The sequence below is a fragment of the Sulfitobacter delicatus genome (assembly GCF_900102535.1).
Lineage (GTDB): Bacteria > Pseudomonadota > Alphaproteobacteria > Rhodobacterales > Rhodobacteraceae > Sulfitobacter > Sulfitobacter delicatus.
This window is the reverse complement of record NZ_FNBP01000001.1, coordinates 103,005-126,559: the sequence shown is the minus strand read 5'-3', so window position 1 is coordinate 126,559 and position 23,555 is coordinate 103,005. Positions and strand designations below refer to the sequence as shown.

Sequence of the window (23,555 nt, the reverse complement as noted above, 5' to 3'; positions counted from 1 at the left end):
ATGACAACGCAGGTTGGCTTACAGTTCGAACAAGTCGATGCAGCGCGTGTTGGAGCCGTTCCACCAGTGCCGGCGCTTGGCCCGTACATGGGGTAAATCTTGGACGACGACGCAATTGCGACGCTTACGGACGTGCATTCTAGGGTCTAGTGGAACTAACATGATCACTCTCCGTGGTTCGTTTGTGCTTTTAATATAGGCGGGGCGGGCCAATACTGCCCGTCACGAATCCTGTTCGCATGTAAGGTGGCCTAACATATGGATTGGCGCGATCTTCCCCCGCTCTCGGCGTTGCGGGCTTTCTCGGCGTTTGTCGAAACCGGTAATCTTGTGAAAGCGGGTGCAGCGCTTGGCGTGAGCCATGGCGCGATCAGCCAGCAGTTGCGGGGGTTGGAGGAGCATCTGGACGTTGCCCTCCTGGACCGCAGCGGGCGGGCGCTGCGATTGACACCTGAAGGGGAGAAGCTGGGGGAGGCGCTGCATGCGGGCTTCGGCGGTATGATCGAGGCGGTACAGGAGATCACCGGCGTGCAGGACGCGCGGCCGCTGCATATCTCAACCACGCCGACCTTCGCCGCGTCTTGGCTAATGCCACGGCTGCCTCAGTTTCGCGCCCAGTATCCCGATGTTGATCTGATGCTGAACCCGACGCCCGAGGTTGTGGCCCTATCCAGCGACGGCATCGACGTCGCCCTGCGCTATGGCAAAGGTGTCTGGCCGGGGATGGAGGCGGAAATGTTGCTCTGTTCGTCGATGGTCGTCGTGGGTGCGCCTTCACTGGTTGGGCCGGGTGAACTGCCAGACGTCAAAGCGCTCGCCGAACTGCCATGGCTCGAAGAATACGGCACCACCGAAGCCTCGCGCTGGCTGGAGGAGCAGGGCATCGACCGCGGCCCAAGGCGCGGCTGGATGCGCTTACCCGGCAACCTATTGCTGGACGCGGCAAGGGACGGGCAGGGGGTAGCTGTCGTGGTGCGGGCGTTTGCTGAGGGGGATATCGCCGCGGGGAGGCTGGTGGCTTTGATGGAGCAGGAGCCGGGCAGTGCGGGCTATTATATCGTCACGCGGCCTGGGGTGCAGCGGCCAGCGCTGCGCAACTTCATCAAGTGGCTGCGACGGGAGGGCAAAGCTGCCCTCCGCGGGTGTTAGCTTGGGCCGATCATGAAGCAGCTGACATTGCGGGCGGCCAAACGGCGGCATGCCAGATCAGCGCTTTCGCGCGACATGCCAAGGAAGTTCGCCTCATACCCCTGCGGGCGTTGGACGACTTTGCGCAGCGTGCCATCGAGGGTCGACATCTCGGCCAATGCGGTTTTTAGCAGCACCTTCTCCGCGGCATAGCGGCTTGGGTAGCGGCCCACGTTCACGCCCCAGTGCCGTCCACCGGAGGTCGAAACGCGGGTCACAATTTCCTGCTCCACAGCCTGTTTTACCGCGAGCGTCACGTCCTGAGGGCGCGGCTCGGGGCGGATTGAGGCTTTGGCAGACGCGAGTGTAACGGTCTCTTCTTTGGCCGGTTCTGGTGCTGCGGGCACGGCCTGTACCGCTTCGCGCAGCGCTGCGGTGATGTCGCTGTTGGATACAACACTTGTGGCTTCTGGCGCCACAGCGGTGGCCACCAAGACCTCTTCGCTGCGGGGGCGCAGATGAGGGCGCTTGGAGGTGGTCACGGCACCTACGAGGCGGATCGTTTTGCCCGCGGCGCCAGCGGTGCTGCCCGGGGTGTCTTCGACGTCGGCATAGACCGGGGGGGTCGGTTTGCGCAACGGTGCGCTGGAAGGGGCGCGGCGGAAGCCGAGGTCCATCAGTTCAGCGACCTTTGCGTTGCGTGATGCGGTTGATTTGCCGCCAAAGACGGTCACGATGATCCGCTCGTTGCCACGCTCTGCCGACGCCGTCAGGTTGAAACCCGCAGCCCGGGTGTAGCCCGTCTTGATGCCGTCCGCGCCCTTGTAGGACCCGAGGAAACGGCGGTTCGTATGAGACACCTTGCGCACACCGGCATCCGCGGTGATGCGGGAGAACAGGTTGTAGTACTGCGGGTAATCATAAAGCAGGTGGCGGCCCATGCGGGTCATATCACGTGCTGTCGACAGGTGACCACTTTCGGTCAGGCCGTGCATGTTCTTGAAGGTCGTGCGCGTCATGCCAAGCTGTTTGGCCGTGCGGTTCATCCGGCGGGCAAAGGCGGCCTCGGAGCCTTCGATGGCTTCGCCAATGGCGGTGGCGGCATCGTTGGCGGATTTTACAGCGGCGGCGCGGATCAGGTAGCGCAGGGCGATTTTCTGTCCCGGGCGCATACCCAATTTGCTAGGAGGCTCGGAAGCGGCGTTTTTAGAGATGGTGACCTGCGTGTCGAGAGAAAGCTCGCCACGCTCTACGGCTTGGAAGGCGATGTAGAGGGTCATCATCTTGGTCAATGAGGCAGGGTGCAGCCGGGTGTCGGCGTTCTCGGCATGAAGCTCTTTGCCGGTTCGGGCGTCAATCACATAGGCTGCGTAGGGGGCAGCAAGTGCGCTGAGCGGCACCACGATCAGAAACCAGAGAGCTGCGAAGAGAAATAGCCCGTAACGGGCCGGCTGATGGCGCCGAGCCTTCATAGTATCCTGCCTTTTACTGCCTCGGGTCGCCGATTTTTCGGCTGACCATTTGTTGATTGGTTACAGGTTACCACAATCGGGGCGATCGAGGAAGTCTGCGAATCTATCGATGAGGGTAAAAACGGCAGATTTTCCCTCCAACATGTAGAGGGTCTTTTTCTACAAACCACTATCGGCGGTAAATGTGGCGAAAATTGGGCGTGAGAAAGGCGATTGCGCCGCAATTTGTCACGCGTCAGCTTTTTCTTTCCGAGTCACCCCGCTTTTATACGCCGCAAGAGTTCCGGCAGGCCGTTGAGGTCGTCGATTTCCGCGAATCGGGGCGCCTCGGTTGGGCGTTCGGCGTGTTCCATGGCCCATGTCAGGTCGTGCGGCACATGTACGCCCCAACCCCCGGCCTTGATCATCGGACGGACGTCCGAGGCGAGGGAATTGCCCACCATCAGGCCGCATTCCGCCCCTTCGCCGTGCCGGGCAAAGATCTCGCGGTACGCATTTTCGGTCTTGTGCGAGACGATCTCGACCGCATCAAACCGCTCCCGCAGGCCGGATTGGGCCAGCTTGCGCTCTTGGTCCAAGAGGTCGCCTTTGGTGATAACGAGCAACCGGTACTGTCCCATGAGATTCTCCAACACATCCTCAACATGCGGTAGCAATTCAATCGGGTGCTCCAACATCTCGCGTCCGGCGGCGAGCAGATCGTTGATAACGGCACTGGGCACCTGACCCTCCGTGACCTCGATCGCGGTCTCGATCATCGACAGGGTAAAGCCTTTGATGCCGTAGCCGTAATGCGGCAGGTTGCGCCTCTCGGCCTCCAGCAGACGGTCCATCAGATGGTCCCGCTCGCTGTGCTCAGCCAATAGCGCGGCAAAACGATCATGCGACAGTGCAAAGTAGCGTTCGTTGTGCCACAATGTGTCATCCGCATCGAAGCCGATTGTGGTGAGTGCCTTGGCCATTTGTGCTGCCTCTTTCCTAAAACGGTTCAGGGGTTATATAGACGCCTGCACAACGAACAAGCTTCACCCCTCACCCGCAGGAGCAGCAATGCACCGTGACGACCCGAAGGCAGATTGGACGATACAGACAGCAGACCGGTACACGCCGGGCTGGCGGATGATGGCGAATGGTCCGCAAGATGATGACGAAACCGATCTGCTGACCAAGACCCGACCCAAGACCAAACGCCCACCGATGTATAAGGTGATGCTGCTGAATGACGACTTCACCCCGATGGAGTTCGTCGTTCTCGTATTGGAGCGGTTCTTTGGCCTGAATCACGCGCAGGCGTTTGAGATCATGCTGACTGTGCACAAAAAGGGGCTGGCCGTGGTCGGTGTCTTTAGCCACGAGATCGCCGAGACGAAAGTCGCGCAGGTGATGGACTTCGCGCGCCGACACCAGCATCCGCTGCAATGCACTATGGAAAAAGAAGAATAACACGTGATTGATCCGCGATTGGAACTGGCCCTGAACGGCGGTGGGCTGGAACTGCCCGATGAAGGCGTGATCGCCGTGTTTCAGCCCCCGGCAGATGCCGACCTGGCCGATCTGCCGCCTGAGCGCTGCAAGATCATTCATGATTTCAAACCTGCTTATGACTCGTGGATCGCGCGAGGGTATGAGGCCGCCCATTCGGTCGAGGGCCATTACGCCGCCGCCATCGTCTGTCTGCCCCGCGCCAAACACGAAGCCCGTGCCTTGATCGCGCAGGCCTGCGCGGTGAGCGACGGGCCGGTCGTGGTGGACGGCCAGAAAACCGATGGCGCGGATTCGATCCTGCGTGAGATGCGCGCGCGGGTGACGGTACACGGGCCCATCTCCAAAGCGCACGGCAAGCTTTATTGGATCGACGCGGGCGCCAGCGATTTCTTCACCGATTGGGAAGCAGGTCCGGCGCAGACCGAAGGCGGCTTTTGGACCGGGCCGGGGGTGTTCTCGGCGGATGGCGTTGATCTGGCCTCTGCGCTGTTGGTGGATGTGCTGCCTGACAACCTCGGCTCCGAGGTCGCGGATTTGGGCGCGGGCTGGGGCTTTCTATCGGCACATGTGCTGACGCGACCCAAGGTGAAAGCCGTGCATCTGGTCGAGGCCGGACATCTGGCGCTGGAATGCGCGCGCCACAATGTCACCGACAGCCGCGCCGTGTTCCATTGGGAGGATGCCACCAAATGGGAGCCGCCGCACCGGATGGATACGGTGGTGATGAACCCACCCTTCCACACAGGTCGCGCCGCAGAGCCGCAGATCGGGCAAGCCTTCGTCGCCGCCGCTGCACGTATCCTGTCGGGGCAGGGCGACCTCTGGATGGTTGCCAACCGGCATCTGCCCTATGAAGCGGAACTGAAAAAACGCTTTGCGCAGGTGGCGGAACTCGGCGGCGATGCGCGGTTCAAACTGTTCCACGCCACCCGCCCGCTGACCCGCCGCCGCTGAGCCAAAAGGGAGCTTCCCGATGTCATTCTCAATCTCCGGCAAAACGGCCATCATCACCGGTGCAGCAGACGGCATCGGCCTTGCCATCGCCCGGCACTTGGCTGACCGCGGCGCCAATGTGATGTGCGCGGATTCCAACGAAAAAAAACTGATGGAAGAGTTGGGCGACACGCCCGATGAAGGCAACATCCGCGTCTTCGCAGGGGATCTGCGCCAACGTCTGACCATCGCCAATCTCGTGTCGGCGACCATCGACGCCTATGATCAGGTGGACATCCTCGTTAACGCCTCGCGCCAAGTCATGCCGACCGATCCGCTGGACGTCGAAGACACGTCGGTTGAAATGCTGCTTCAGCAAAACCTGATGACCGCACTGCAACTCTCGCAACAGGTCGCCCGGCGTATGATGAAACAGGCCGAGGGGCAGACCGAGGGGCAAGTGGGGTCGATCATCAACCTCAGCTCCATCGCCGCGCGACAGCACCAGCCGGATTTGATGGGGTATTCCATCGCTTCGGCGGCGGTTCAACAGATGACGCGTTCGCTGGCGTTGGTGCTCGCCCCCCACCGTATTCGGGTGAACGCGATCTCTTTCGGCTCCGTAATGAGCGCCTCCCTGCGCGCTGCGGTGGCCGAGAACCGCGACTGGCGCGATGACATTCGGGCGCATACGCCCTTGGGACGCATCGCCGGACCGAACGAGCTTTGTGAAGCTGTACAGTTCCTCGCTGCGGAAAGCTCCGGCTTTATGACGGGTGAGATTATGACGATCGACGGTGGCCGCACGTTGCTCGACGTGGTGTCGGCCCCCGCGCATTAAGAAGCGCCGCTACCAGCCTGCCTCAGCCAATGCGTGGCGGTAGTTCGAGGCGACATTCATGCGCTCCTTCAGTCCGGCTTTGCAAAGCATGTCATGCAGCGCAGGCAGGCGCCAGCAGGGCACATGCATCACCATATGATGCTCAAGGTGGTAGTTCACCCAATAGGGCGCGACCAGCGCGCGGGCGATGGGCCCTGCCTGTGTCGTGCGCACATTGCGCAGCGGGTCTTCGGATTGCTCGGTGGCGCCATGTTCGGCAATGTTGCGGACGCGCAGCACCAGTTGGAACCACGTGAGATAGGGCAGCAGCCAGAAGGCCAGCCCGTACCACCACTCTCCGACAAGGCTCATCAGTAGTGCCACGCCGAGAAAAACCGGCAGCGATTTCCAAAGGTCGCGCGCCTTGAAGGCCTGAGCGGCATCTTGATTGGCGGCTTCGATGGCATCGTCATCCCCGGCCAGCCGGAAAGACATGATGATCTGCGCCAAGAGTTGCCTAATGCCGGTTTGCCCGGTCAGGTCGCGGATAAACTTGCGCTGCAAGCTGGCATGACTGGTCGGAAATTTGGACGAGAGCACCAGATCGGGGTCTTTCTCAGTCTGGGTAAATCGGTGGTGGGTCAGGTGGTAGTGCCGGTAGCTGCGCAGCTCCGCCAAAATGGGCCGCCCGCAGAGCCACTCGCCGACGAACTCATTCACTGCCCGCGTCTTGAACAACGCGTTGTGGGCGGCTTCGTGCATCAGGATCGCCAAGCCCAGCTGCCGCGAGCCGATAAGCACCACAGCCAGCAAGAAGGTGAGCGCATTTGGCCAAAGCGCAAAGCCCGCGACCGCCAAAGTGATCACGCCCCAACAATGCAAGACCAGCCAAGCTCCCATGACGTCAGACCGCGCGGCCAGCACACGGATTTGCTCGGCTGAAAGATGGGCTTTTCCGGGTGTCATGCTTCAGGGTCGCGCTGAAACCGCAATGCGTCAAGAGTGACGTGGCTTAAGCCCAAGCAAACCTGCGTGAGGTTTTTTCCGCTAATTCACAGCGAAGGGTTTTTTCGCCCTTGACGGCATCGCCCAGCGGCGGTACCTCCCGCGCCGATGGCGTTATAGCTCAGTTGGTTAGAGCGAACGACTCATAATCGTTAGGTCCCTGGTTCAAATCCAGGTAACGCCACCATCCTTCTCCTTGATCCCACTGACAAATATGACCGCTTCGGGCGTTTGTCGCGCGTTTTTGCCTGCATATTCACCGTGACAAAAAACCATGTGTCGCATAGCGTCAGCCTGCGAATAGCGAAGATGCTGTAGACCGGGGCAAACCGGGCGCGGGCATCGATAGGGAGAGAGATATGAAATTCACACGGCATGGTTTTTTGAAACTTGCGGGCGCCACAGCGCTGGCGATGGGGCTGGGGGCAACCTCGGCCTTGGCGCAGGACGTGACACTGCGCCTGCATCAGTTCCTACCGCCGCAGGCCAATGTGCCCAAGCTGATCCTTGATGTCTGGGCCGACAATGTCGAAGAGGCCAGCGAAGGCCGGATCAAAGTCGAGCGTTACCCCTCCATGCAGTTGGGCGGCACGCCACCAGAACTGATGGATCAGGCCATCGACGGTGTGGCCGATGTGGTCTGGACCGTGGTCGGCTATACGCCGGGTCGCTATCCCAGCACCGAAGTGTTCGAACTGCCCTTCATGATGACCAACGCCCGCGCGGCGTCCTCGGCCTATTGGCAGATGTTCGAAAAGCACATGAAGGATTCCGAGTTCAAGGATGTGCATATCCTCGGCGCATGGGTGCATGGCCCCGGCATGTTGCACACCAACAAAGAGGTTCGCACTCCGGATGACCTGCAGGGCATGAAAATCCGTGGCGGCTCGCGTCTGGCGAACAAATTGCTTGAGAAGGTCGGCGCCACGCCGGTCGGTATGCCGGTCCCGGCGATCCCCGAAGGGCTGTCCAAAGGCGTGATCGACGGCACCACCATCCCTTGGGAAGTGACCCCGGCGCTGAAGGTCTCTGAACTGGTCAACAACCACACCGAGTTTACGGGCAACGCGCTTTATGTGCTGACCTTTGTTCTGGCGATGAACAAAGACAAATACGAGAGCCTGCCGGATGATCTGAAAAAGGTCGTGGACGAGAATTCGGGTCTGGAATTCTCGATCTTTGCGGGCGGCACACAGGCTGATGCCGACGGGCCAGCGCGGCAAGTGGCGGTCGATCTGGGCAATAACATCGTCACGCTGAACGACGAAGAAACCGAAGTTTGGCGCAAGGCTGCGGAGCCGATCTATGACGAATGGATCGCCGAGATGAAGGACAAGGGCATTGACGGGCAAGCGCTCATCGACGAAGCCCGCGCCCTGATGGCCGACTACGACAAATAAGACAGACGACATGGCTCAGGTCTGCGGCGGCACAGCCCGCCGCAGACCTTTTTCCACCCGCAAGGCAGGTTTCGCATGCATCGAACGATCTTCTTTCTCGCCCGTGGCACCGCGCTGGCCGGTGGACTGGCGCTGATTGCCCTCGTCCTGCTGACCACGCTGTCGATCATCGGGCGAACAGTGAACAAAGCGTTGCACGGAGACTTTTTTGACACGACCCTCAATGGCTTTGCCCAGTTCGTGCTGGACCTCGGGGTGGGAGAGATTAACGGCAACTATGAGATACTAGAGGCCGGTGTCGCCTTTGCGATCTTCGCCTTTCTGCCGATCTGCCAACTCTATGGTGCCCATGCCAGTGTCGATATTTTCACTTCGATGCTGCCGCGTCGTATCAACGCCTGGATCGCGGCCTTTTGGGAAGTCATCCTTACGCTGGTGATCCTGCTGCTGATCTGGCGGCTTTACGAGGGCATGCAGCGCTATATCGGTAATGGCGAGACGACCCTCTTTCTGCAATTTCCGGTCTGGTGGGGCTATGCGGCGAGCTTTGCCGCCGGTGTGGTGGCCTGTCTGACGGCGCTCTACTGCGCGGTGATGCGCATCGGTGAAGCGCTGGTGGACAAGCCGCTACTGCCACGTGAACACGGGGGCCATTGACGTGACCAACCTCGAATTGGGCTTCTGGTCCTTCCCCGTCCTGCTCATCATGGTTTTCTTGCGCGCGCCCATCGGGCTGGCGATGCTGCTCTGCGGGTTCGGCGGCTGGTATCTGGCGATGGGCGGCAACCCCACGCCGCTGTTGGCCAAGCTGAAGTCCGAGACCTACACGACCTTCTCAAGCTATTCGCTGAGCATCATTCCGATGTTCCTGCTGATGGGGCAGTTCGCCACGCTCTCGGGCATGTCCTCCAAGCTGTTCCGCGCGGCTGAGAGCTTTCTCGGTCATCGGCGCGGCGGGGTCGCAATGGCCGCTGTGGGCGCCTGTGCGGGATTTGGGGCCATCTGTGGCTCGTCGCTGGCGACGGCGGCCACCATGTCCAAAGTCGCACTGCCAGAGTTGCGGCGCTACGGCTATTCGGGTGGCTTTTCCACAGCTACGCTCGCGGCGGGCGGTACGCTGGGCATCCTGATCCCGCCCTCAGTGATCCTCGTGATCTATGCGATCCTCACCGAACAGAATATCGCAAAACTCTTCCTCGCGGCCTTCATCCCCGGCATTCTCGCTGCGCTTGGCTATATCGCCACGATCTCGCTCTATGTGCGCCTACACCCCGAAGCCGCGGGCACCCGCGCACCTGTGCCCATGCGCGAACGCTTTTCGGCGCTTGCCGACACTTGGCCGGTACTGGTGATCTTTGTCGTCGTGGTGGGCGGCATCTATGCGGGCTGGTTCACCCCGACCGAAGGTTCGGCCATCGGCGCGGCTGGCACCGGGTTGGCCGCATTGCTGGCGGGCTCGCTCAATTGGGCGGTCCTGCGCGACAGCCTATTGGGCACGGCCAAGACCACCGCGATGATCTTTTTCATCGTCTTGGGCGCGGGGTTCTACAACGGGTTTCTAGCACTTTCTGGCGTGCCTCAGTTCATGGCGGAATGGGTGACTACGCAGGGCTATGCGCCGCTGACCGTGTTGATCGTAATCCTGATCTTCTACTTGATCTTCGGCTGCCTGATGGACAGCCTGTCGATGATCCTGCTGACCGTGCCGATCTTCTTTCCGGTGATTTCGGCCATGGATTTCGGCATGAGCCCCGAGCATCTCGCGATCTGGTTTGGCATCCTCGTGCTGATTGTGGTCGAGGTCGGTCTGATCACGCCTCCCGTGGGGATGAACCTCTTCATCATCAACTCGATGGACCGCGACACCCCTATGAAGGAAACCTACAAGGCGGTGATGTATTTCGTGGGCTCCGACATGGCGCGCGTGGTTCTGCTGGTGGCCTTCCCCGCGATCACGCTGTTCTTGTTGCCGGGCTAGGGGCAGCGGGTTGCGCGTGGGGCTGGAAGGGCTAGAACAGTCCCCGCGCCGCGCGCGCCATAAGCAGATGAGAGCAGCCCTATGACCACGGAAAACTTCGTTCACGAGATCAACGTCACTTGGGGCGATTGCGACCCGGCGCGCATCGCCTATACGGCGCGGTTGCCCTATTTTGCGCTGGACGCGATCAACGCATGGTGGGAGGCGCATTTTGACGGGGACGGCTGGTTTCAGCTTGAAATCGACCGCAACATCGGCACGCCTTTCGTGAACCTGTCGATGGATTTTCGCAGCCCGGTCACGCCCCGCCACAAGCTGCTTTGTGAGACCTATCCAACGCGGTTGGGCAATAAGTCCATCACCTTTGGCATGAAGGCGCGGCAGAACGGTGTATTGTGCTTTGAAGGCTCCTTTACCTGCGTCTTTACCCGTGCGGATGTGTTCGAGAGCCAATCCGCCCCCGAAGAACTGCGCCGCGTCATCGAGCCCTTGGTGCGCGCCGACCTTGCCTGAGGTGCCTGCGCTCTGAGCGGTTGAACTTCCCCAGATTGCAGCGTCTTATCGCGCGGCAATATGAGGGAGACGAAGATGGCGATTAGAACTGCGGTTATCGGATTGGGGATCATGGGCCGGCGCATGGCCGAACATATGGTGCTGCATCCTGAGTTTACAGTTGCCACAATCTGGGATCCCGATCCGGCGGCTTGCAAGGCCGCGCAAGCGGTGGCCCCGGAGGCGGTTCTGGCTGAGACTGCGTTTGAGGCCTTGGCAGATGTCGATTTGGTTTATCTCGCCTGTCCCCCGGTGCCGCGCAAAGCCTATGCGCTGGAGGCGGCAGCAGCGGGGAAGGCGATCTTTCTCGAAAAACCGCTTGGCGTCGATATTGGCGAGAGCCGCGCGTTAGTGGCTGAACTGGAAGCCGCGGGTGTGCCAGCAGCGGTGAACTTCACCCAAGCGGCCGGGGCCGCGCTGACCGATCTGCGGCGCTCTATCGACGAAGGCGCGCTTGGGGATCTTTGCGGCATCGACATTGTCGTGACCTATCCCGCATGGCCGCGTGCCTGGCAGAAGGACGCAGACTGGCTGCGCTTTAGCGCCGAGGGGGGGATGACCCGCGAAGTGATCTCGCATTTCCTCTTTCTCAGCGAACGGGTGCTCGGCCCGCTGGAACTGTCATGGGCGCATGCCGAATATCCTGATGACAAACTTTGTGAGACCCACGTCGCGGCGCGGCTGGTCAATGCGCAGGGGCTGCCGGTGTCGATCCTCGGCAGTGTCGGCGGCGCGCAGCCAGATCGGCAAGAGGTTACGGTGAAGGGCGCTAAGGCCAGCCGCCGTATTTCGGAGTTCTCGATCGACACGGTCTCGACCGGCGAAGCCTTCACCCCGACAAGCGGTGCGCCGCCTGACGACCGTGCGAGCAGCCTTAAAGCGCAGCTGAGCGACATGGCTCTGCTTATGGCCGGCAAGCCAAACCGCCTCGCGACGCCGCAGGAAGCGCTGCGCGTGCAGATTTTGATCGAAGGCATCTTGTCAAACGGAGGCACCCGCACATGACCGCCACGCTAAACGCATCGCCCGAGACCTGTCACTGGGGCTATTTCGAAGCGGCGCGGCCTGCCGCGCTGACGATCAAGAGCGGCGAAGAGGTCATCATCAACACTGTCTCCGGCGCGCCGAACAGCTTGCCGCCCGAGGGGTTTCACGTGCCCCCCGAGCTTTACGAGATCCACGCCGCAGGGCCGCCGCCGATGCCCGGCCATATCTTGACCGGCCCGGTTGCCGTCGAAGGCGCGATGCCGGGAGATGTGCTGCAGGTCGACATTCTGGACGTCGCACTGCGGCAAGACTGGGGCTATAACTTCATCCGCCCGCTGGCAGGCACCTTGCCGCAGGAGTTCCCCGAGACCTATCACACCAATATCCCGCTCGACGCAGAGCGGGGCATCGCCCGGCTGCCTTGGGGGCTGGAGTTGCCCTTGGCCCCGTTCTTTGGCGTCATGGCCGTGGCGCCGCCGCCCGAATGGGGACGGATCGCTACGATTGAGCCGCGCAAACATGGCGGCAATATCGACAATAAGGAACTGGTCGCAGGTACGACGCTTTACCTGCCGGTGCATACCGAAGGCGCGCTCTTCTCCTGCGGGGACGGGCACGGCGCGCAGGGGGATGGCGAGGTCTGCGTTACAGCGATTGAGACGGCCCTCCAGGGGCGGTTCCGGCTGACGGTGCTGAAAGACAAGCCGATGACCTATCCGCAGGCCGAGACGCCGACGCATGTTATCACGATGGGCATGGCCCCCAGTCTGGATACCTGCGCCGAGATGGCCCTGCGCGATATGATCACGCTGGTGTCAGAGCGCGCCGGGATCAGCCGCGAGGATGCCTATGTGCTGTGTTCGCTGGCGGGGGATTTGCGGGTGACGCAGACGGTGAACCGCGAAAAGGGTGTGCATATGATGATGGCCAAGGCTCTGCTCGACGACTGAACCCTGACCGCCTTAACGGAAAAGGGCCGCATCGCTGCGGCCCTTTGTTGTTCTGTCGATCAGATCACTCAGTCCACGCCATGCGCGCCGGATGATACTCAAAACCGATATGGTGGCCCGCACCGACCAGACCCTCGCGGGTGTGGTTATAGAGCGACCGCCAGTAGGGCTGGATCGTGACGCCGTCGTCTTGCAGCATCTTCTCACCCTTCGCCATGATCTCGCGGCGGGCATCGACATCTGCTGTGGCGAGCGCCTCAGAAAGCAGCGCGTCGAACTCAGGGTTCGCATAGCCGAACTCGTTCCACGCCTCGCCCGAGCGGTAGGCCAGCGCCCAGATTTGCACACCCAAGGGCCGCGCGTTCCAGTTGGTCGAGGAGAAGGGATACTTCGTCCAGTCGTTCCAGAAGGTCGAACCGGGCAGGATCGTGCGTTTCACCGGAATGCCCGCGTCACGCAGCTGCGCGGCGACAGCATCGGTGGTGTCCTTGCGCCAGGCGTCGTCGATGGAGAAGAGCTCATGCTCATAGTCGGCCATGCCCGCCTCTTCCATCAGGGCTTTGGCGGCGGCGGGGTCAGTCTTAGGCGGATCAATCTCAGCGTATTCCGGGTGCATCGGGCCGACGTGGTGGTTCTCGGCCACGATCCCGCGCCCGGCATAGCCAAGCTCCAGCAGCACCGCGTTGTCGACCGCCAGTTGCAGCGCGTTGCGCACGCGCTTGTCTTCATAGGGCTTCTGGCCGTCGATCTCGGCCAGTTGGTTGGGGCGGATCACGATGGTCGCGGCAGAGGCGATCTCGTTCTCTACCCAACCGTCCAGCGTGCTCATGATGTCGATATATTCGCCTTCCATCGAATAGAAAGCGTCGACCTCTTCGGCTTCGGCGGCGGCGATCCAAGCGGAGGGGTCGGTGCCGTAGTCGATATATTCCAAGCGGTCGATGTAGGGGCCGCCGAACACCTCGGTGCCCCACCATGTATGGTCGGGATTCTTGACCAGCACGCTTTTGACGCCAACTTCGAGCGATTCTGGCAGATAGGGGCCAGTGCCGACGGGGTTCTCCAGCATGTTGTCCGCGTCAAAGCCCTCGGGCGTGATAGCGGCGGGGTAGTCGGCCATGCCGGGGATCAAGGTGATGTCGGACTTGGGCAGGGTCAGCTTGACGGTATGGTCGTCCACAACCTCAATCGCGCCCTCGATCGCTTTGCCGGTTTCTTCATCGATCAGAGTGGCGAAGCGGCCTGCCATGGAGTTGCCTTCGAGCGACTTGTCACACCAGCCCTCGATGTTGCGCGCCACGTCCTGCGCGGTGAAATCGCTGCCGTCGTTCCATTTGACGCCCTTGCGGACGTTCAGGACATATTCGGTTGCGTCGTCGTTGATCTCCCAGCTTTCCAGCAGGGCGGGGGAGAAGGTGCCGTCATTCTCCCAGACCGCGAGATATTCCAGCCAACCGCGGGTGAAGTTCGCGATCTGCGACCAGTCAAAGGTACGCGGCTCTTTCAAAGCACGCACTTCCATCTGCATCCGAACCGTGCCGCCCTCTTTGAGGTTGGCATGGGCTTCGGCCTGTGCCGGGCGCGCCATGCCGAGCATCGCATAGGCGGTGGCCGAGGTTGCACCAAAGGCGCTGGCCACGGCCAGAAACTCGCGTCGGCTGACCGGGTCGGACTTGGCTTTCTCGGCTGACTTCAGCACGGATTGCGGCAGTGGTTTTCCAGTACGTGTGAAAAATTCCATGATTTTCCTCTCTGTTGTCGCGACAGTCTGAGGTGTCGCGAAGACCCCGTTTCGGGGTTTGATCAGGTGATGCAGTTAACCTGCGTTAATCGCCATTCTGGTGAGGCGCGTCTTGCCAGTCTGCCGATCAGACGGCCTAGGTCAAGCCTGCCGCGCCAGAGTGAGCGTTGAGATAGCGTGCGGAGAGAGGCGGGCAAGCCTGCGAATATGTTTAATATTTTAGAGATCAGTCGGCATAGATGGGTACCTAGAAGACTCTTACGAACGCCGTAGCGTTGCGGTCGCCACACCCATGGCGACCAACGTGGCACCGCCCAATCTGGTGAGGAAGGGCAAGACCGAGGGACGTGCGATTTTCTGGCGCAGCTTATCGGCGAGCAGGGCGTAGGCCAGCGCATTCACTGCTGCAAAACCAACGAATGTCGCGATGAGCACCCCGAACTGCGGAGCCAATACGGCGTTCGGATGGATGAACTGCGGCACGAAAGCGATGAAGAAGACGATGGATTTCGGGTTGAGCGCGGTCACGGCTGCCGAATGGGCAAAGACCGTCCGCACCGATGCTTCAGGCGCATCGCCCAGCATGCCGAGCGATGCAGCCGGCGCGCTGCGAAAGAGCTTGATACCGAGATAGACAAGATAGGCCGCGCCGACCCACTTTAGCAGAATGAACAGTTTAGCCGAGGTCAGCACCAATGCGCCAAGGCCAGCCAGAGATGCTGACATGGCAATCAGATCGCCTAAAGCAACGCCTGCAACGGTTGCCAAAGCTACCCGCCGCCCTTGCGATATGGCGTAGCTGAGGATCAGGAGCACGGTCGGTCCCGGTATCAGCAAGAGGGCGATGGAGGCCGAAGCGAAGGCGAGCCAGACGTGCAGTTCCATTGCGGTGCCTCCTGAGAGATGTCTATTCATCCAGTGATCAATAGAACGTCCGCAAAGTAAAGTGCTCTATCGGCTGGCGTCTTGCTACCGCCGCCCGGCCGCGCGCGCTGCGGCAAACAGCTCTTCGAGCCGGGAACGATCGCCGATCTCATTCGCCAAGATCAGCACCAGTCGCGCATTCAGCGCGTGGCTTTCGCTTTCTGACAGCCCTTCATGCGCGGTCATTAGCGCGGCATAGACCGTATCGCCCTCGGTGCCGAGGTTGTCGTCAAGGGTTGGCAAGGTCATGAGCAGGCTCCTGTGGCACGGGCATGGGCCGCTTTGATCGCGGCGCTGTCGGCATGGTCAAAGCTCGCACAGACATGCCCGTCAGGTCGCAGCAGGTAGAGGCGCTCCGAGCCGTAGCGGCGGGTGGCGTAACCGTCGGGATCGCTGAAACAGGGGTAGTCGGAGACATTTTGGTTAATGCCAATCCGCGCGATGCCGGGCAGTTCTGGCGGTGTGATGTTGCCAATGGCAAGCAAGGTGAAGGCACCTTGTGCTTCTTGGACCATCCAAGTTTCCCCTGCAGGGCCGCGGAGCGGCGCATCAAGCAAGGCACTTCCTGGCTCTAGCGGCGCGTCCCCGGAAGTCTGCAAGGGGCTATGCGCCAGTGAGCAAGGCTGTGACAGTCGGCCCGAGTTAATTAGTTTGCGCGCGAACGGGTGATCTGCGGCGAGATTCAGAACCTCGTCACGGAAGAGCGCTTCAATAGGGGTCTTGGGCGTCATGAAGTTTGTCGCGCGCGCCGAGTTGCGCATGTTCTCATCTGCCGCATGGCCGCGCTCAATGTCATAGCTCTCAATCAAGCTCGGCTGCGCTTCGCCCCGGACAACCGCGGCGAGTTTCCAGCCGAGGTTGTCGACATCCTGCACCCCGCCATTGCCGCCCCGCGCGCCGAAGGGGCTAACCACATGGGCGCTGTCGCCGACAAAGATTACGCGGTCATGCACAAACTTCTCTAACCGCGCGCAGTGGAATTTATAGACGCTCATCCAGTCCAGCCGGAACGGCGCATCACCCAGCATCTGCTTCACCCTCGGAACGACCTTCTCCTCGGTCGCCTCGGCTTTTGGGTCGGTCTCCGGCCCCAGTTGTAGGTCGATGCGATAGATGTTGTCGGGCTGTTTGTGCAGCAGCGCGGATTGACCGTTGTGAAAGGGAGGTGCGAACCAAAACCAGCGCTCCGGCGTGTTGTGGTTGCCGAAGGGAGAAGTCTCCATCTCCACATCGGCGATTAGAAAATGCTCATCAAATGTCTGACCTTCAAAGGGCAGCGCCATACGTTTGCGGGTGGCCGAGCCCGCACCGTCGCAGGCGATGTACCAGTCGGTCTCTAACCGATAGGGCCCGTCTGGGGTCTCGATCGTCAGTTCGACGTGATCCGCATGGCCCTTGTGGTCTGTAACCTTATTGAGGAAGCGCAGGTCGATGAGGTCAGGAAAGTCCTGCGCACGTTCGACGAGGTATTGCTCGATGTAATATTGCTGCAGGTTCACGAAAGCGGGGTATTTGTGCCCCGGTTCCGGCAATAGATCGAAGTTATAGACTTCGCGGTCGCCGTGAAATTGTCGGCCCACTTTCCACGTCACGCCCTTGGCGAGCATGCGCTCGCCGATCCCGAGCCGGTCAAAAATCTCAAGAGTGCGATTAGCCCAACAGATCGCACGGGAGCCGAGGGAGACCACGTTGTTGTCGTCCAGCACCACGGATTTTACGCCGCGCAGGGCAAGGTCCACCGCCATGGACAAGCCAATGGGACCAGCCCCCACAATCACCACCGGATGTCTCGGCTCGGGCGCAGTGAGGCCAGGCGGGGGGCTGTAGGGGAAGGGGGTATAGGCGTAGGCCATTGGGTGTTCCTTCGAGGTCAGACGAACGCGCGGGCGGCGAGCAGGGCCAGCAGCAGAAGCGTGACCAAAGCCAGCCGCCAGCGCGCGCCGCGCGTTTCAGGCGCACGCAGCCAGTGCAGCCATGCGCCAGTGCCCTTCCGTAGCCCCGCAAATGCCTGCCCACTGCGTCGCGCAGCCTCCCGGCGCTGGTCCATCACCGTGGTGAAGACCAGATAGGCCCAGACGGCCAGCGCCAGCACGATAAACGCGTTGAGAAGGACAGGCAGCAGGCTCATGCGTCCGACAGCGCCTCCCACATCTCTTTGTCGCGGGCGGCGGTCCAGATGCGCGGTGTGTCGATGTCGAGCGCTTCGTCATAGGCGCGGGCGACGTTGAAGGGCAGGCAGTGCTCATAGATCGCATAGTCGCCGAACTTGGGGTCGCACTCGGCGCGCACGGCGTCCCATGCCTCTTTCAGCGTGCCGCCGCGCAGGGCGACACGGGCTGCGGGGCGGTAGGTCGAGCGCACGAAGTCGGCGGTGCTGTCGATCGCCGCGTTGACCATATCGCGGCCCACCAGCGCGTCACCGCGCCCCGGCGCAATGGCGTCAAGGTCAAAGGCGCGGATGCGTTCCAGCGTGCCGGGCCAGTCGTGGAAATGCCCGTCTCCACAATAGCAGGCGGAGTGGTATTCGACGATGTCGCCGGTGAACATGACGTTCTGGTCCGGCACATAGATCACCGCGTCACCCGCCGTATGGGCGCGGCCCAGTTGCATGATATCGACCCGGCGCTTGCCCAGATAGACGCTCATACGACCGTTGAAGGTGGTAGTGGGCCATGTCAGGCCGGGGATGCTCTCGTGACCTTCAAACAGACGCGGGAAGCGTTCAAACTCGCTGTCCCAATCCTCTTGGCCCCGCTCTGCGACCATGGCGCGGGCTTTTTCGGACATGATGATCTGCTGCGCGCCAAAGGCCGAGGCGCCGAGCACGCGCACGGCGTGGTAGTGTGTCAGCACCACATGGCTGATCGGTTTGTCGGTGACCGAGCGGACACATTCGATGACCTTATTGGCCAGTCGCGGGGTGGCCTGTGCTTCGATGATCATCACGCTGTCGTCGCCGATGATGACACCGGAGTTCGGGTCGCCCTCGGCGGTGAAGGCATAGAGCCCGTCACCGACCTGCGTGAAAGAGATTTCCTTTTCGGTCATATCCCCTTGGGATGCGAATTTCTTGGCCATGCTGTGTCCTTCTGTCTTGGGATGCCTGCGCTCTCGCGCCGCGTGTTCTGGTATTCAGGGAAAGTCGATTGCCGGGCGAATTTTGCCGATGCAGGAACCGAAACCCACGCGGAAGCCATCGCCCTGTGCGTGGCCGGTGAGGGTCAGCGTATCGCCGTCTTCGACAAAGCTGCGGGTGCTGCCGTCTTTCAGGGTGATCGGCTCTTTGCCGCCCCAACTCAGTTCCAGCAGCGAGCCACGTTGCGATTTGTCGGGGCCGGAGATCGTGCCAGAGCCCAAGAGATCGCCCGAGTTCATCGCGCAGCCCGAAGAGGCGTGATGGGTGAGTTGTTGGGCGGCGGAGTAATACATCTCGCGATAATTGGTGCGGGCGATTTGCTCGGCCTCGCCGCTTTCGGGCTGCAGCAGCACCGAGAGGTTGATGTCATAGAGGCCGGGTTTGGTCTCGCGCAGGTAGGGCAGGAGGTCTTTCTCGCGCTCGGGTGTCGAAGTGCGGAAGGGCTCAAGCGCGGCGCGGGTCACGATCCACGGGCTGACCGACGTCGCAAAGGCCTTGGCCTGAAACGGGCCCAATGGTTGGTATTCCCACGCCTGAATGTCGCGCGCTGACCAATCATTCAGCAGGACGTAGCCAAAGATCATTTCATCTGCGTCTTCGATACGGATCGGCTGGCCCATCTCGGTCGATGTGCCCACAATCGCGCCCATCTCCAACTCGATGTCGAGTTTTTGACAGCGACCGAAATGCGGCGTCTCGGCCTCGGGGGCCTTCAATTGGCCATTGGGCCGCGTGATCTCGGTGCCCGAGACCACAACCGTCGAGGCGCGGCCATTGTAGCCAATAGGGATATGCAGCCAGTTCGGCGGCAGCGCGTTCTCGGCCCCGCGAAACATCGTGCCGACATTGGTGGCGTGATGCTTGCCCGCGTAGAAATCGGTGTATTCCGAGACGACCATCGGCATGTGCAACCGCGCCTCTGCCATCGGCACCAGATGCGGAGCAACGGTTGCTTGATCTGCGGCGTCGGTGGTGAGCAGTTCAATCAATCGCGCGCGCAGCGTTTCCCAAGCCTCGGGGCCAAGGTCCATCACATCGTTCCAATAGGGCACGTCAAAAACCGGCTCTTCAGAGAGGGCAATCAGCCCCTCTTCCTCAAGCGCTGCCATGTCGAGGATCTGGTCCCCAATCGCCACGCCGCAGCGGGCCTCAAGCCGGTTGGTCGAAAACACACCATAGGGCAGGTTGTTCAGCGGAAAGTCGGTATCAGCGCTGTTAGCGCTTTCCACCCAAGAGGTCATCAAGGTCATCTCGGTCCTTTCGGGGCCAGTCACTTCTTGCCCGGCGTGCCGTCAAAATTCTTCTCAAGACTCTCCCAGCAGTCGATGTAGTCATCCTGCAAAGGGGCCTCTTTGGCGGCAAATTCCGTCAGATGCTGCGGGAAGCGGGTCTCGAACATGAACGACATCGTATTGTCGAGCTTATGGGGCGCAAGCTCAGCGTTGGAGGCCCCCTCAAAGGCATTCCGGTCCGGCCCATGAGGCAGCATCATATTATGCAGGCTCATGCCACCGGGGACAAAGCCCTTGGGCTTGGCGTCATATTGACCGTGAATATTGCCCATCAGCTCAGACATGATGTTCTTATGATACCACGGCGGGCGGAAGGTATCCTCGGCCACCATCCAGCGGTCGCGGAACAGCACGAAGTCGATATTGGCAGTCCCCTCGACGCCCGAAGGCGCGGTCAGCACGGTAAAGATAGACGGATCCGGGTGATCAAACAGCACCGCCCCGACAGGGCAATAGGTGTTCAGATCATACTTCACTGGGGCATAGTTGCCATGCCATGCCACCACGTCGAGCGGCGAATGCCCGATCTTGGTCTCATGAAATTGGCCACACCATTTGATTGTCACGGTCGAGGGTACCTCGCGATCCTCAAAGGCCGCCACCGGGGTCTTGAAGTCGCGCCGGTTGGCCATGCAGTTCGCCCCAATCGGGCCACGAGACGGCAGGTGGAACTTCTGACCGTAGTTCTCACAAACAAAACCGCGCGCTGGGCCGTCCAGCACTTCGACGCGGTAGACCAGCCCGCGCGGAATGATCGCGATCTCCTGCGGGGCAATGTCCATGACGCCTAGTTCAGTGCAAAACCGTAGGCTGCCTTCTTGCGGGACAATCAACAGTTCGCTGTCTGCGGAATAGAAATAGCTATCCACCATACTGTCGGTCACAAGGTATATATGACTGGCCATACCGACCTGCGTGTTCACATCCCCCGCCGTGGTCATGGTGCGCATGCCAGTGAGCCATGTAAGTTTTTCGTCGGAATGCGGCACCGGATCCCATCGGTATTGACCAAGGCTGGTCACGTCCTTGGGGATATGCGGCGCAGATTTCCAATAGGGCAGATCGATGCGAGCATAGCGGCCCGAATGTTTCACCGACGGACGGATGCGGTAGCACCAAGTGCGCTCATTCGCATGACTTGGCGCTGTAAAAGCGGTGCCGGAGAGTTGCTCGCCATAAAGCCCATAGTTGCACTTCTGCGGTGAATTCATGCCCTGCGGCAAGGCGCCGGGGAGGGCCTCGGTCTCAAAATCATTGCCGAAACCCGGCATATAGCCCGGATGCGTGCCAGAGGTCGTGGCTGCGGTGATCATCGTGGACGGCTTGGTATGGCTGGTCATCTCGGCCCCCTTGCGGAATCTGTTGCGTTTGTAATAGTTGGTTTTGTAACTAACAAGCGGCGCGCAATGGAAAACGACGAGTTCGATCTGCAGGGCTTCTTGCCCTATCTCCTCAATCAGGCCGCCGAAGCATCCTCCCGCGAATTTCAGCAAATCTACAAGGACCGCTACGGCATGTTGCGCACCGAATGGCGCGTGCTGTTTCACCTTGGCCTCTATGGTCGTCTCACGGCAAGCGAGATTGGCCAGCGTGCACGGATGCATAAAACCAAGATCAGCCGCGCCGTGCACCGCTTGACTGAGCGACGTTTCGTTACCCGGTCTCGGGACGAAGGAGATCGCCGGGTCGAACATCTCGCTCTGACGCGGCAGGGGCAAGCCGCCTATGACGATCTGCGTGCCGTCGCGCAGCGCTATGACGCGGCGCTCATGGATACGCTTGACGCGCCCGAAGCCGACGTGCTGCGGCGGGCGTTGCAAAAACTGTCCGAGGCGGGGCCGGGGGGCTTTACTTAAGCTGCACAAAGCGCCACCGATGCCCCCATGACAGATCAGACCAAAGGCCTCTTGCTCACCTTCCTTGGGGTGATGTGCATTGTACCCGAAGCGCTTTTCGTGCGGGTGATCGATGCGCCGATGCTGACGCTCGCGTTCTGGAAAGTGACGCTGGTCGGGCTGGCAATTGGCGCCGGTCTGCTAATCGCCCAAGGCACCGCACCCTTTCGCGCCCTGCGCCAAGGCGGTTGGGCGAGCGCGATCTATATCGGCGGCGTGGCCTGCGCAGGCGTGGGCTTTGTTCTGGCGGTGCGGCTGACCTCTGTAGCGAACGTGGTTTTCATCCTCGCATCGCTCCCCGTCTTCGCTGCGATCTATAGCCGTATTTTTCTGGGCGAGCCGATCAGCCGCCGCATGCTCTTTACCATTGCAGCGGTGCTCTTAGGTCTGGCGGTGATTGCGTTTGGGTCGGGTGAGACAGAGAATGCTGCACTTGCCGGAGACTTGGTCGCCCTTAGCATCTCGGCAATCTTCGCAGGCGCTCTGACCGCTGCGCGCCATGCGCGCGCTGTGTCGATGGTGCCTGCCGTGGCTCTGGCCTATCTGCTGGCCGGATTGGCACTGCTCCCCGTTGCCGCGCCGCTTGCAATGCCCACCGAAGAACTGCCGAAAATGCTGCTCTATGCCGTCTTTATGGCCCTGAGCGCCGGCCTCATCGCGCTTGGCCCGCGTTATATTAGCAGTGCGGAGGTCGGGCTTTTGGTCCTTTTGGAGTCTGTGCTCGCGCCCCTGCTGGTCTGGGCCGTCTTGGGCGAAGACCCCGGCATTTATGCCCTGATCGGCGGCGGAGTCGTGATCAGCGCGCTGTTTCTGTCAAACCTCGTCGCCCTGTCGCGCCGCCGCCGCGTGGTGCCGCCAATGCCGCGCCACTAGGTTCAGAAGTCCGCCGTTACCCCCGGCAAATCAAGCGCCTTGATCAACTCGCGCAGCTCTTGCCGTGCGGCGATGTTGGAAATGTTAAGCTGCTTCACCCCAATATCCTTGAGGTCCAGCAGGGTCAGGCCGCGCGGGAACAACTCGCGGAAAATGACACGTTCGTTGAACCCCGGCGCAGTACGGAAACCGATCCGCTTGCTAAGGTTATTGATCGCGCGTTCCATCTTCTCTTTGTTCACCATCCGCTGCGCGCCCAGACGGTTGCGCACTACAACCCAGTCGATCGCCGAGAGCCCGGCCTGAGCGCGCAACTGTCGCGCGTTCCAGACCATCTCGGAATAGACCGACGGGCCGGTGATCTTCTCGCCATTCGCATCGATATGGGCCAGCAGATCGAAGTCGATGAAACTGTCGTTAAGCGGTGTGATCAGCGTGTCCGCCAGGGAATGCGCAACTTGGCTCAAGCGGGTGTGCGAGCCGGGGCAGTCGATTAGGATGAAATCATTGTCCGGCTCCAGCGCTGCAACAGCGGCGCTGAGGCGGTGGTCATACATGTTCTCACCCGGCCGCAGGCTGCTTGCCTCAACATCAGGCAATTCACACAGTGACGGGCTCGCCAGATTAAGGCCAGACTCACGGGTAAAGTTGCGGCGGTTTTCAATGTAGCGGCCAAAGGTCCGCTGGCGCAGGTCCAGATCCAAACCGCTGACTTTATGCCCCAACCGCGCCAAAGCCGTCGCCACATGTATGGAGACGGTAGATTTGCCCGCGCCGCCTTTTTCGTTTCCGACGACGATAATATGCGCCATACAGTGCTGTCCCTTCACGCCTGCTGTTTCAGCAGGATATTGTTGCGTCCCACTATATGTAGGGTTTGCGCCTTTGGAAAGTGGCGAGGCCTCATTGCCACACAAAGCCCCCGCCAAGCTGTGACAAGTTTGCAGGACGTTGAGCGCGCACTATCTCACTAGTCTGAAACGA

24 protein-coding genes and 1 tRNA gene are annotated in these 23,555 nt (G+C 60.9%); 13 read left to right on the top strand and 12 right to left on the bottom strand.

Features of this window, described 5'->3' with window-relative positions:
* Positions 1-258: 258 nt before the first annotated feature.
* On the top strand, positions 259-1,149 hold the full coding sequence (locus BLS57_RS00695; protein ID WP_093738168.1) for a LysR family transcriptional regulator: 891 nt from the start codon (positions 259-261) through the stop codon (positions 1,147-1,149).
* Here the strand turns inward: BLS57_RS00695 and BLS57_RS00690 are convergent.
* Positions 1,146-2,600 carry a D-alanyl-D-alanine carboxypeptidase family protein gene (locus BLS57_RS00690; RefSeq protein ID WP_093738166.1) on the bottom strand — a complete coding sequence of 485 codons (1,455 nt, stop codon included), beginning with the start codon at positions 2,598-2,600 and terminating at the stop codon, positions 1,146-1,148. The genes BLS57_RS00695 and BLS57_RS00690 overlap by 4 nt on opposite strands.
* Positions 2,601-2,854: 254 nt before the next feature.
* Positions 2,855-3,562, bottom strand: coding sequence for an HAD family hydrolase (locus tag BLS57_RS00685; protein ID WP_093738164.1), 708 nt, complete (start codon positions 3,560-3,562; stop codon positions 2,855-2,857).
* 157 nt (positions 3,563-3,719) lie between these two features.
* On the opposite strand from BLS57_RS00685, the gene clpS reads away from it, so the two are divergent.
* From clpS to BLS57_RS00670, 3 genes are read left to right on the top strand one after another with little or no spacing between them, the layout of a single operon-like run.
* Positions 3,720-4,043, top strand: a complete 324-nt coding sequence (clpS, locus tag BLS57_RS00680; RefSeq protein WP_093739099.1) for an ATP-dependent Clp protease adapter ClpS — start codon at positions 3,720-3,722, stop codon at positions 4,041-4,043.
* 3 nt (positions 4,044-4,046) lie between these two features.
* On the top strand, positions 4,047-5,039 hold the full coding sequence (locus BLS57_RS00675) for a class I SAM-dependent methyltransferase (protein WP_093738162.1): 993 nt from the start codon (positions 4,047-4,049) through the stop codon (positions 5,037-5,039).
* Between the two features lie 19 nt (positions 5,040-5,058).
* Positions 5,059-5,859: an SDR family NAD(P)-dependent oxidoreductase gene (locus tag BLS57_RS00670; protein ID WP_093738160.1), complete on the top strand. Its 801-nt coding sequence runs from the start codon at positions 5,059-5,061 to the stop codon at positions 5,857-5,859.
* A gap of 9 nt (positions 5,860-5,868) precedes the next feature.
* On the opposite strand, the gene BLS57_RS00665 is transcribed toward BLS57_RS00670, so the two are convergent.
* A complete protein-coding gene (locus tag BLS57_RS00665) occupies positions 5,869-6,804 on the bottom strand; it encodes a fatty acid desaturase family protein (RefSeq protein WP_093738158.1) in 936 nt (311 codons plus the stop codon).
* Between the two features lie 149 nt (positions 6,805-6,953).
* Here BLS57_RS00665 and BLS57_RS00660 point away from each other — a divergent pair.
* The 7 genes from BLS57_RS00660 (at position 6,954) to BLS57_RS00630 (ending at position 12,710) form a co-directional block, all read left to right on the top strand.
* Positions 6,954-7,030, top strand: a tRNA-Met gene (locus BLS57_RS00660).
* Positions 7,031-7,202: 172 nt separating this feature from the next.
* Positions 7,203-8,243 (top strand): TRAP transporter substrate-binding protein, encoded by a 1,041-nt coding sequence (locus BLS57_RS00655; RefSeq protein WP_093738156.1) that lies wholly within the window; start codon positions 7,203-7,205, stop codon positions 8,241-8,243.
* 75 nt (positions 8,244-8,318) lie between these two features.
* A complete protein-coding gene (locus tag BLS57_RS00650) occupies positions 8,319-8,900 on the top strand; it encodes a TRAP transporter small permease (RefSeq protein ID WP_093738154.1) in 582 nt (193 codons plus the stop codon).
* Position 8,901: 1 nt separating this feature from the next.
* Complete coding sequence (locus tag BLS57_RS00645; protein WP_093739097.1) at positions 8,902-10,221, top strand: TRAP transporter large permease; 1,320 nt, start codon at positions 8,902-8,904, stop codon at positions 10,219-10,221.
* 81 nt (positions 10,222-10,302) lie between these two features.
* On the top strand, positions 10,303-10,734 hold the full coding sequence (locus tag BLS57_RS00640; RefSeq protein ID WP_093738152.1) for an acyl-CoA thioesterase: 432 nt from the start codon (positions 10,303-10,305) through the stop codon (positions 10,732-10,734).
* A 75-nt stretch (positions 10,735-10,809) separates the two neighbouring features.
* Positions 10,810-11,778: a Gfo/Idh/MocA family protein gene (locus BLS57_RS00635; RefSeq protein WP_093738150.1), complete on the top strand. Its 969-nt coding sequence runs from the start codon at positions 10,810-10,812 to the stop codon at positions 11,776-11,778.
* Positions 11,775-12,710 carry an acetamidase/formamidase family protein gene (locus BLS57_RS00630; protein WP_093738148.1) on the top strand — a complete coding sequence of 312 codons (936 nt, stop codon included), beginning with the start codon at positions 11,775-11,777 and terminating at the stop codon, positions 12,708-12,710. Before BLS57_RS00635 ends, BLS57_RS00630 begins: the two co-directional genes overlap by 4 nt.
* A 64-nt stretch (positions 12,711-12,774) precedes the next feature.
* Here the strand turns inward: BLS57_RS00630 and BLS57_RS00625 are convergent, their stop codons facing one another.
* The 8 genes from BLS57_RS00625 to hmgA form a co-directional block, all read right to left on the bottom strand.
* The gene (locus BLS57_RS00625; protein ID WP_093738146.1) at positions 12,775-14,451 is read right to left on the bottom strand and encodes an ABC transporter substrate-binding protein; all 1,677 of its coding nucleotides are present in this window, start codon (positions 14,449-14,451) and stop codon (positions 12,775-12,777) included.
* Positions 14,452-14,709: 258 nt separating this feature from the next.
* Positions 14,710-15,336 carry a LysE family translocator gene (locus BLS57_RS00620; protein WP_093738144.1) on the bottom strand — a complete coding sequence of 209 codons (627 nt, stop codon included), beginning with the start codon at positions 15,334-15,336 and terminating at the stop codon, positions 14,710-14,712.
* A gap of 84 nt (positions 15,337-15,420) precedes the next feature.
* The gene (locus tag BLS57_RS00615) at positions 15,421-15,624 is read right to left on the bottom strand and encodes a DUF2783 domain-containing protein (protein WP_093738142.1); all 204 of its coding nucleotides are present in this window, start codon (positions 15,622-15,624) and stop codon (positions 15,421-15,423) included.
* The gene (locus BLS57_RS00610; RefSeq protein WP_093738140.1) at positions 15,621-17,228 is read right to left on the bottom strand and encodes an FAD-dependent oxidoreductase; all 1,608 of its coding nucleotides are present in this window, start codon (positions 17,226-17,228) and stop codon (positions 15,621-15,623) included. Before BLS57_RS00610 ends, BLS57_RS00615 begins: the two co-directional genes overlap by 4 nt.
* Before the next feature lie 17 nt (positions 17,229-17,245).
* Positions 17,246-17,503: a hypothetical protein gene (locus BLS57_RS00605; RefSeq protein ID WP_093738138.1), complete on the bottom strand. Its 258-nt coding sequence runs from the start codon at positions 17,501-17,503 to the stop codon at positions 17,246-17,248.
* Positions 17,500-18,453 (bottom strand): MBL fold metallo-hydrolase, encoded by a 954-nt coding sequence (locus tag BLS57_RS00600; protein WP_093738136.1) that lies wholly within the window; start codon positions 18,451-18,453, stop codon positions 17,500-17,502. Before BLS57_RS00600 ends, BLS57_RS00605 begins: the two co-directional genes overlap by 4 nt.
* Positions 18,454-18,507: 54 nt before the next feature.
* Entirely contained in the window at positions 18,508-19,761 is a 1,254-nt protein-coding gene (fahA, locus tag BLS57_RS00595) for a fumarylacetoacetase (protein ID WP_093738134.1), read from the bottom strand.
* Between the two features lie 20 nt (positions 19,762-19,781).
* Positions 19,782-21,143 carry a homogentisate 1,2-dioxygenase gene (gene hmgA, locus BLS57_RS00590; protein WP_093738132.1) on the bottom strand — a complete coding sequence of 454 codons (1,362 nt, stop codon included), beginning with the start codon at positions 21,141-21,143 and terminating at the stop codon, positions 19,782-19,784.
* Positions 21,144-21,209: 66 nt separating this feature from the next.
* Between hmgA and BLS57_RS00585 the strand changes: the two genes are divergently transcribed.
* Together BLS57_RS00585 and BLS57_RS00580 are read left to right on the top strand one after the other, a co-directional pair.
* Complete coding sequence (locus tag BLS57_RS00585) at positions 21,210-21,659, top strand: MarR family winged helix-turn-helix transcriptional regulator (protein WP_093738130.1); 450 nt, start codon at positions 21,210-21,212, stop codon at positions 21,657-21,659.
* A 27-nt stretch (positions 21,660-21,686) separates the two neighbouring features.
* Complete coding sequence (locus tag BLS57_RS00580; protein ID WP_093738128.1) at positions 21,687-22,571, top strand: DMT family transporter; 885 nt, start codon at positions 21,687-21,689, stop codon at positions 22,569-22,571.
* Between the two features lie 2 nt (positions 22,572-22,573).
* Here BLS57_RS00580 and BLS57_RS00575 read toward each other — a convergent pair whose 3' ends face one another.
* The gene (locus BLS57_RS00575) at positions 22,574-23,383 is read right to left on the bottom strand and encodes a division plane positioning ATPase MipZ (RefSeq protein ID WP_093738126.1); all 810 of its coding nucleotides are present in this window, start codon (positions 23,381-23,383) and stop codon (positions 22,574-22,576) included.
* Positions 23,384-23,555: the final 172 nt, after the last annotated feature.

Excerpts from the sequence above, each read along its gene's own strand:
- BLS57_RS00695 (WP_093738168.1), top strand. The coding sequence starts at position 259 with ATGGATTGGCGCGATCTTCCCCCGCTCTCGGCGTTGCGGGCTTTCTCG.
- BLS57_RS00690 (WP_093738166.1), bottom strand. The coding sequence starts at position 2,600 with ATGAAGGCTCGGCGCCATCAGCCGGCCCGTTACGGGCTATTTCTCTTC.
- BLS57_RS00685 (WP_093738164.1), bottom strand. The coding sequence starts at position 3,562 with ATGGCCAAGGCACTCACCACAATCGGCTTCGATGCGGATGACACATTG.
- clpS (WP_093739099.1), top strand. The coding sequence starts at position 3,720 with ATGATGGCGAATGGTCCGCAAGATGATGACGAAACCGATCTGCTGACC.
- BLS57_RS00670 (WP_093738160.1), top strand. The coding sequence starts at position 5,059 with ATGTCATTCTCAATCTCCGGCAAAACGGCCATCATCACCGGTGCAGCA.
- BLS57_RS00665 (WP_093738158.1), bottom strand. The coding sequence starts at position 6,804 with ATGACACCCGGAAAAGCCCATCTTTCAGCCGAGCAAATCCGTGTGCTG.
- BLS57_RS00655 (WP_093738156.1), top strand. The coding sequence starts at position 7,203 with ATGAAATTCACACGGCATGGTTTTTTGAAACTTGCGGGCGCCACAGCG.
- BLS57_RS00650 (WP_093738154.1), top strand. The coding sequence starts at position 8,319 with ATGCATCGAACGATCTTCTTTCTCGCCCGTGGCACCGCGCTGGCCGGT.
- BLS57_RS00640 (WP_093738152.1), top strand. The coding sequence starts at position 10,303 with ATGACCACGGAAAACTTCGTTCACGAGATCAACGTCACTTGGGGCGAT.
- BLS57_RS00635 (WP_093738150.1), top strand. The coding sequence starts at position 10,810 with ATGGCGATTAGAACTGCGGTTATCGGATTGGGGATCATGGGCCGGCGC.
- BLS57_RS00630 (WP_093738148.1), top strand. The coding sequence starts at position 11,775 with ATGACCGCCACGCTAAACGCATCGCCCGAGACCTGTCACTGGGGCTAT.
- BLS57_RS00625 (WP_093738146.1), bottom strand. The coding sequence starts at position 14,451 with ATGGAATTTTTCACACGTACTGGAAAACCACTGCCGCAATCCGTGCTG.
- BLS57_RS00620 (WP_093738144.1), bottom strand. The coding sequence starts at position 15,336 with ATGGAACTGCACGTCTGGCTCGCCTTCGCTTCGGCCTCCATCGCCCTC.
- BLS57_RS00615 (WP_093738142.1), bottom strand. The coding sequence starts at position 15,624 with ATGACCTTGCCAACCCTTGACGACAACCTCGGCACCGAGGGCGATACG.
- BLS57_RS00610 (WP_093738140.1), bottom strand. The coding sequence starts at position 17,228 with ATGGCCTACGCCTATACCCCCTTCCCCTACAGCCCCCCGCCTGGCCTC.
- BLS57_RS00605 (WP_093738138.1), bottom strand. The coding sequence starts at position 17,503 with ATGAGCCTGCTGCCTGTCCTTCTCAACGCGTTTATCGTGCTGGCGCTG.
- BLS57_RS00600 (WP_093738136.1), bottom strand. The coding sequence starts at position 18,453 with ATGGCCAAGAAATTCGCATCCCAAGGGGATATGACCGAAAAGGAAATC.
- fahA (WP_093738134.1), bottom strand. The coding sequence starts at position 19,761 with ATGACCTTGATGACCTCTTGGGTGGAAAGCGCTAACAGCGCTGATACC.
- hmgA (WP_093738132.1), bottom strand. The coding sequence starts at position 21,143 with ATGACCAGCCATACCAAGCCGTCCACGATGATCACCGCAGCCACGACC.
- BLS57_RS00585 (WP_093738130.1), top strand. The coding sequence starts at position 21,210 with ATGGAAAACGACGAGTTCGATCTGCAGGGCTTCTTGCCCTATCTCCTC.
- BLS57_RS00580 (WP_093738128.1), top strand. The coding sequence starts at position 21,687 with ATGACAGATCAGACCAAAGGCCTCTTGCTCACCTTCCTTGGGGTGATG.
- BLS57_RS00575 (WP_093738126.1), bottom strand. The coding sequence starts at position 23,383 with ATGGCGCATATTATCGTCGTCGGAAACGAAAAAGGCGGCGCGGGCAAA.